Source organism: Protofrankia coriariae, assembly GCF_001017755.1.
Classification (GTDB): domain Bacteria; phylum Actinomycetota; class Actinomycetes; order Frankiales; family Frankiaceae; genus Protofrankia; species Protofrankia coriariae.
In genome coordinates this window covers 9,740-14,630 of the sequence record NZ_JWIO01000009.1, presented here as the reverse complement: position 1 = coordinate 14,630, position 4,891 = coordinate 9,740, and the positions used below count along the sequence as shown (strand labels likewise).

Here is a 4,891-nt window from a genome sequence, read left to right as displayed (position 1 = left end):
CCCGCCCGACGATGCGGCGGGCCATGTCGTCCACGGTGAACCGGGCCTCGCGGCGGGTGCCGTCGAGCTCGGCGAGGATCTGCTCGGCCATCGACAGCGACCAGTACACCGACCGTGGGAACAGCCTGTCCAGCAGCAGGAACTCGGCGACGCGCGCGGCGTCCACGGCCCGCCGGTAGGTCCGCAGGTACGCCTCGTGCGCCCCGCAGGAGCGCAGCAGGCTCACCCAGCTCTGGGACGCGGGATCCTCACTGATGCTCGACGACAGCAGCCGGGAGGTCATGTCGACCCGTTCCAGGCTGCGTCCCAGGACGAGGAAGCGCCAGCCGTCGTCGCGGGCGAGGGTGGCGTCGACCAGGCCTGCGAGCATCGCCGTCCGTTCCCTGATGTAGCGGAAGAACACGTGCGGGCCGAGCCGGCGCGCGAGCTGTTCGGAGTGCGGCAGGTCGTTCCAGGTCGCGTTCAGGCACTCCCAGACCTCGCTGGAGATGACGTCGCGGGCGCCGCGGGCGTTCTCCCGGGCCGCGCCGACCGCGCCGGTGATGCTGGACGGGTTGCCCGGGTCGAACGCGAGCAGTTCGGTGACCTGCCGGGAGTCCGCGGCGGCGGCGTCGTCGGGCGCGGGCATGCCCATGACGGCCAGCAGTTCCCGGCCGGCCGAGGTCTCGTCCAGCCACGGGTCCTCCAGCACCCGTTGGACGTGGACGTCGAGGATGCGGGCGGTGTGCTCGGCGCGTTCGGAGTAGCGGCCGATCCAGAACAGCGACTCGGCGATGCGGCTCAGCATACGGCCGGCCCGTTCAGGCGGCGGGCCTGGTCACCGATGGTCTCCGGCCATGGCTGTCCGTGTTCCGACAGCCCTGAGCGCGGCTCTTGGCGCCGCCCCGGCACCTGCCCGGCATCCTCGGGTGGTTGCTGGTGCCGTCCCTCCCGTTGTTGTTGTTGCTGCTGTTGCTGCTGGTCGCAGGAGGGGAACGGGCCGACGTCGGGGCCGTCGGCGACCTGCGGCACGTTGCCCGGCGGCCGGCTGCGCGGCGAGATGCTCTCCCGGCTGGACTCCGGCGAGGCCAGCACCCAGGTGTCCTTGGAGCCGCCGCCCTGGCTGGAGTTGACCACGAGGCTGCCGCGCGGCAGCGCGACCCTGGTCAGCCCGCCCGGCAGCACCCACACCCGGCGGCCGTCGTTGACCGCGAACGGGCGCAGGTCCACATGCCGTGGCCCCAGCCGGTCACCGGCGAGCGTGGGCGATGTCGACAGCCGTACGACCCGCTGGGCGATCCAGCCACGCGGGTCGGCTTCGATCTTCAGCCGTAACGCGTCGAGCTCCGCCGCGGACGCCTGCTCGCCGATGACGATGCCCTTGCCGCCGGAGCCGTCCACCGGCTTGAGCACGAGCTCGCCGAGGTGGCCGAGCACGTGGTCGCGCTGGTCGGGGTCTTCCAGCCGGTAGGTGTCGACGTTGGCCAGGACCGGTTCCTCGCCGAGGTAGTACCGGATGAGGTCGGGGACGTAGGTGTACATCAGCTTGTCGTCGGCGATCCCGTTGCCGACCGCGTTGGCGATGGTGACCCGACCGGCCCGGGCGGCGTTGAGCAGCCCGGCGCAGCCGACCACCGACTCGGGGCGGAAGTGCAGCGGGTCCAGCCAGTCGTCGTCGATCCGGCGGTAGACGACGTGGACGGGCCGGTCACCCTCTGTCGTGCGCATGGTGACGTTGTTGTTGCGTACCGTCAGATCTCGTCCCTCGACGAGTTCGACGCCCATCTGCCGGGCGAGCAGGGCGTGCTCGAAGTACGCCGGGTTGTACACCCCGGGTGTCAGCACGACCACGGTCGGGTCGGCGACGTCGGGTGGGGCGGCGGCCCGCAGTGCGTGCAGCAGATGGGTGGCGTAGTCCGCGACCGGTCGCACCCGGTGGGTGGCGAACAGTTCGGGGAAGACCCGGGTCATCGCCCGCCGGTTCTCCACCACGTAGCTGACCCCCGACGGCACCCGCACGTTGTCCTCGAGGACGCGGAAGCCGCCCTGCTCGTCGCGGATCAGGTCGATGCCGCTGACGTGCGCGCGGACCCCGTTCGGCGGGTCGATGCCGTGCGCGGCGCGGTGGAAGTGCGCGCTGGAGAGCACCAGCCGGCGGGGGACGATCCCGTCGGCCAGGACCTCCGCCCGCCCGTAGATGTCGGTGAGGAATGCCTCCAGCGCCCGGACACGCTGGGTGACACCGCGTTCGATGACGTCCCATTCGGAGTTGTCCAGCAGGCGGGGGACGAGGTCCAGCGGGAAGGGCCGCTCCTCGCCGAAGAGGTTGAAGGTGATCCCGGCGTCCCGGAACGCCCGGTCGAGCGCGGCCTTGCGGGCGGCGAGGTCGCTGCTGCTCAGCGGCCGGAGAGCGTCGTAGAGCGAGGCGTACAGCGGCCGCGGGGTGTCCGGAGCCTCGAACACCTCGTCCCAGGCCTGTGTGGCCTGGGCCGCATACCCTTCGAAGAGGTCCGCCACATCCGGAGAGCCTAAGTTGCCCGTGTTACCGCCGCATGACAGCGTTCAGGCTTCGGTGGCACGATAATGATCATTGATGGTGGCTGTGGCCCTGGTTGTCGGTTGCAGGACGGATGCAGATGTGTACCAGGCGGCTAACCGTAGTCTGAGATCGGACGATCGTAGTCTGAGACGATGGGTCTGGCGGCGCAATGCCCGCCACGCTGTCACCGGCTGTCGATTATCAGTAATCGGTTGCCAGTATCGACTGCCGGTAGGCCGGTAGCCGATCGCCCCACGTTCGTCGACGTTCCCGGAAGGCTACGTACACCAATGATCACTGCGTCCGATCTCGAGCTGCGCGCGGGCGCCCGCACCCTCATCGAAGCGGTGTCGTTCCGTATCCAGCCCGGCGACCGGATCGGGCTCGTCGGACGCAACGGGGCGGGCAAGACGACGCTGTTGAAGACGCTGGCCCGCGAGACACTGCCGTTCGCCGGAAAGATCGATGTCCGCGGTGAGCTCGGCTACCTCCCGCAGGATCCCCGCAGCGGCGACCCGTCCGGTACCGTTCGTGATCGCGTCCTGTCCGCCCGCGGTCTCGACGCGCTGCTGCGCGAGATGGAGAAGCTGCACGTCGAAATGGCCGAGCTGGTCGACGAGACCGCCCGCGACACGGCCATCCGCCGCTACGGCCGGCTGGAGGAGCGCTTCGGCACCCTCGGCGGGTACGCGGCCGAGGCCGAGGCGGCCCGGATCTGCTCGGCGCTCGGGCTGCCGGACAGAGTGCTCGCCCAGCGGCTCGAGACGCTCTCCGGTGGCCAGCGCCGCCGGGTGGAGCTGGCCCGCATCCTGTTCGCCGGGGCCGGCGACAACCAGGCGACCCTGCTGCTCGACGAGCCCACCAACCACCTCGACGCCGACTCGATCGTCTGGCTGCGTGAGTTCCTGCGCTCCCACGACAGCGGGCTGGTCGTGGTCAGCCACGACGTCGACCTGCTCGACCGCTGCGTGAACAAGGTCTTCTACCTCGACGCCACCCGCGCCGCCCTGGACGTCTACAACGTCAACTGGAAGACGTACCTGTCTCAGCGGGAGCTCGACGAGCGTCGCCGCCGCCGCGAGCGGGCCAACGCCGAGAAGAAGATCGACGCCCTCAAGGCCCAGGCGGACAAGATGCGGGCCAAGGCGACCAAGGCCCGCGCGGCCCACCAGATGGACCGCCGGGCCGAGCGGCTGGCCGCCNCCGGGCCGAGCGGCTGGCCGCCGGCCTGGCCGAGGTGCGCGTCGCCGACCGGGTCGCCAAACTGCGCTTCCCCGACCCGGCGCCGTGCGGGCGCACGCCGCTGACCGCCACCGGGCTGTCGAAGTCCTACGGGTCGCTGGAGGTCTTCGCCGGGGTCGACCTCGCCATCGACCGCGGCGCGCGCGTCGTCGTCCTCGGCCTCAACGGCGCCGGCAAGACCACGCTGCTGCGGATACTCGCCGGCACGGAGTCCCCGGACACCGGCGCGGTCCACCCCGGCCACGGGCTGCGGCTGGGCTACTACGCCCAGGAGCACGAGACCCTCGACACCGACCGCTCGGTGCTGGACAACATGCGCGCGGCCGCGCCCGGCACCTCGGACGTGGAGCTGCGCCGCATCCTCGGCGCCTTCCTGTTCAGCGGGGACAGCGTCGACCAGCCGGCCGGCACCCTCTCCGGTGGGGAGAAGACCCGGCTGGCGCTGGCCGGGCTGGTGTGCAGCGCCGCCAACGTGCTGCTGCTGGACGAGCCGACCAACAACCTCGACCCGGCGTCCCGCGACGAGGTGCTGGCGGCGCTGGCCACCTTCCGGGGCGCGGTGGTGCTGGTGACCCACGATCCCGGCGCGGTCGAGGCGCTCGCGCCCGAGAAGGTCCTGATGCTGCCGGACGGCGTCGAGGACTCCTGGTCGGCGGACCTCGCCGAGCTGATCACGCTGGCCTGAGGGCCGCTCCGGCCCGCCCGCGGACCAGGTCGGAAGCAGTGATCATCATGGTCCGCGGGCCGTGGCCACCATGGCCGGCGGGCCGATGACCGGGCCGGCTTGGCACACTGGCCGGGGACGCGTCAGACGTCGCCATCGTCCGGAAAGCGTCCAGAGCATCTTCAGGGGACGTCCGAGGGGACGTCCGAAGGGCGTCCAGGGAACGTTCAGAGATCGTCAGGGAACCGTCGGGAGTGATGGGTCAGGTGGTCGCGTGAGCGCGGAAGGTGGTACCAGGGCGGTCGTAGCCGCGCTGGCGGCCAATCTCGGGATCGCGCTGGCGAAGCTCGTCGCGTTCCTCATCACCCGGTCGTCGTCGATGCTGGCCGAGTCCATCCACTCGCTCGCGGACTCGGGCAACCAGGGCCTGCTCCTGCTCGGCCGGCGGCGCGCCACCCGGCCGGCCG

Annotated in this window: 2 protein-coding genes and 2 pseudogenes (2 of these 4 cut by a window edge); 2 read left to right on the top strand and 2 right to left on the bottom strand. The window is 71.3% G+C overall.

All coding sequences use genetic code 11. From position 1 onward, the window contains the following. Positions 1-787, bottom strand: the 5' portion of a protein-coding gene (locus tag FrCorBMG51_RS07575) for an alpha-E domain-containing protein (protein ID WP_047222393.1). Its footprint begins 191 nt before the window's first position; the window shows 787 of its 978 coding nt (coding positions 1-787); the start codon lies at positions 785-787; its stop codon lies beyond the left edge, outside the window. After that, positions 781-2,496 (bottom strand): circularly permuted type 2 ATP-grasp protein, encoded by a 1,716-nt coding sequence (locus tag FrCorBMG51_RS07570; protein ID WP_047222392.1) that lies wholly within the window; start codon positions 2,494-2,496, stop codon positions 781-783. The genes FrCorBMG51_RS07575 and FrCorBMG51_RS07570 overlap by 7 nt, the downstream gene beginning before the upstream one ends. Positions 2,497-2,808: 312 nt before the next feature. Here FrCorBMG51_RS07570 and FrCorBMG51_RS07565 point away from each other — a divergent pair. Then, positions 2,809-4,445 (top strand): annotated as a pseudogene (locus FrCorBMG51_RS07565) (ABC-F family ATP-binding cassette domain-containing protein). Between the two features lie 253 nt (positions 4,446-4,698). Next, positions 4,699-4,891, top strand: a pseudogene (locus FrCorBMG51_RS07560) (cation diffusion facilitator family transporter); it runs 807 nt beyond the window's last position.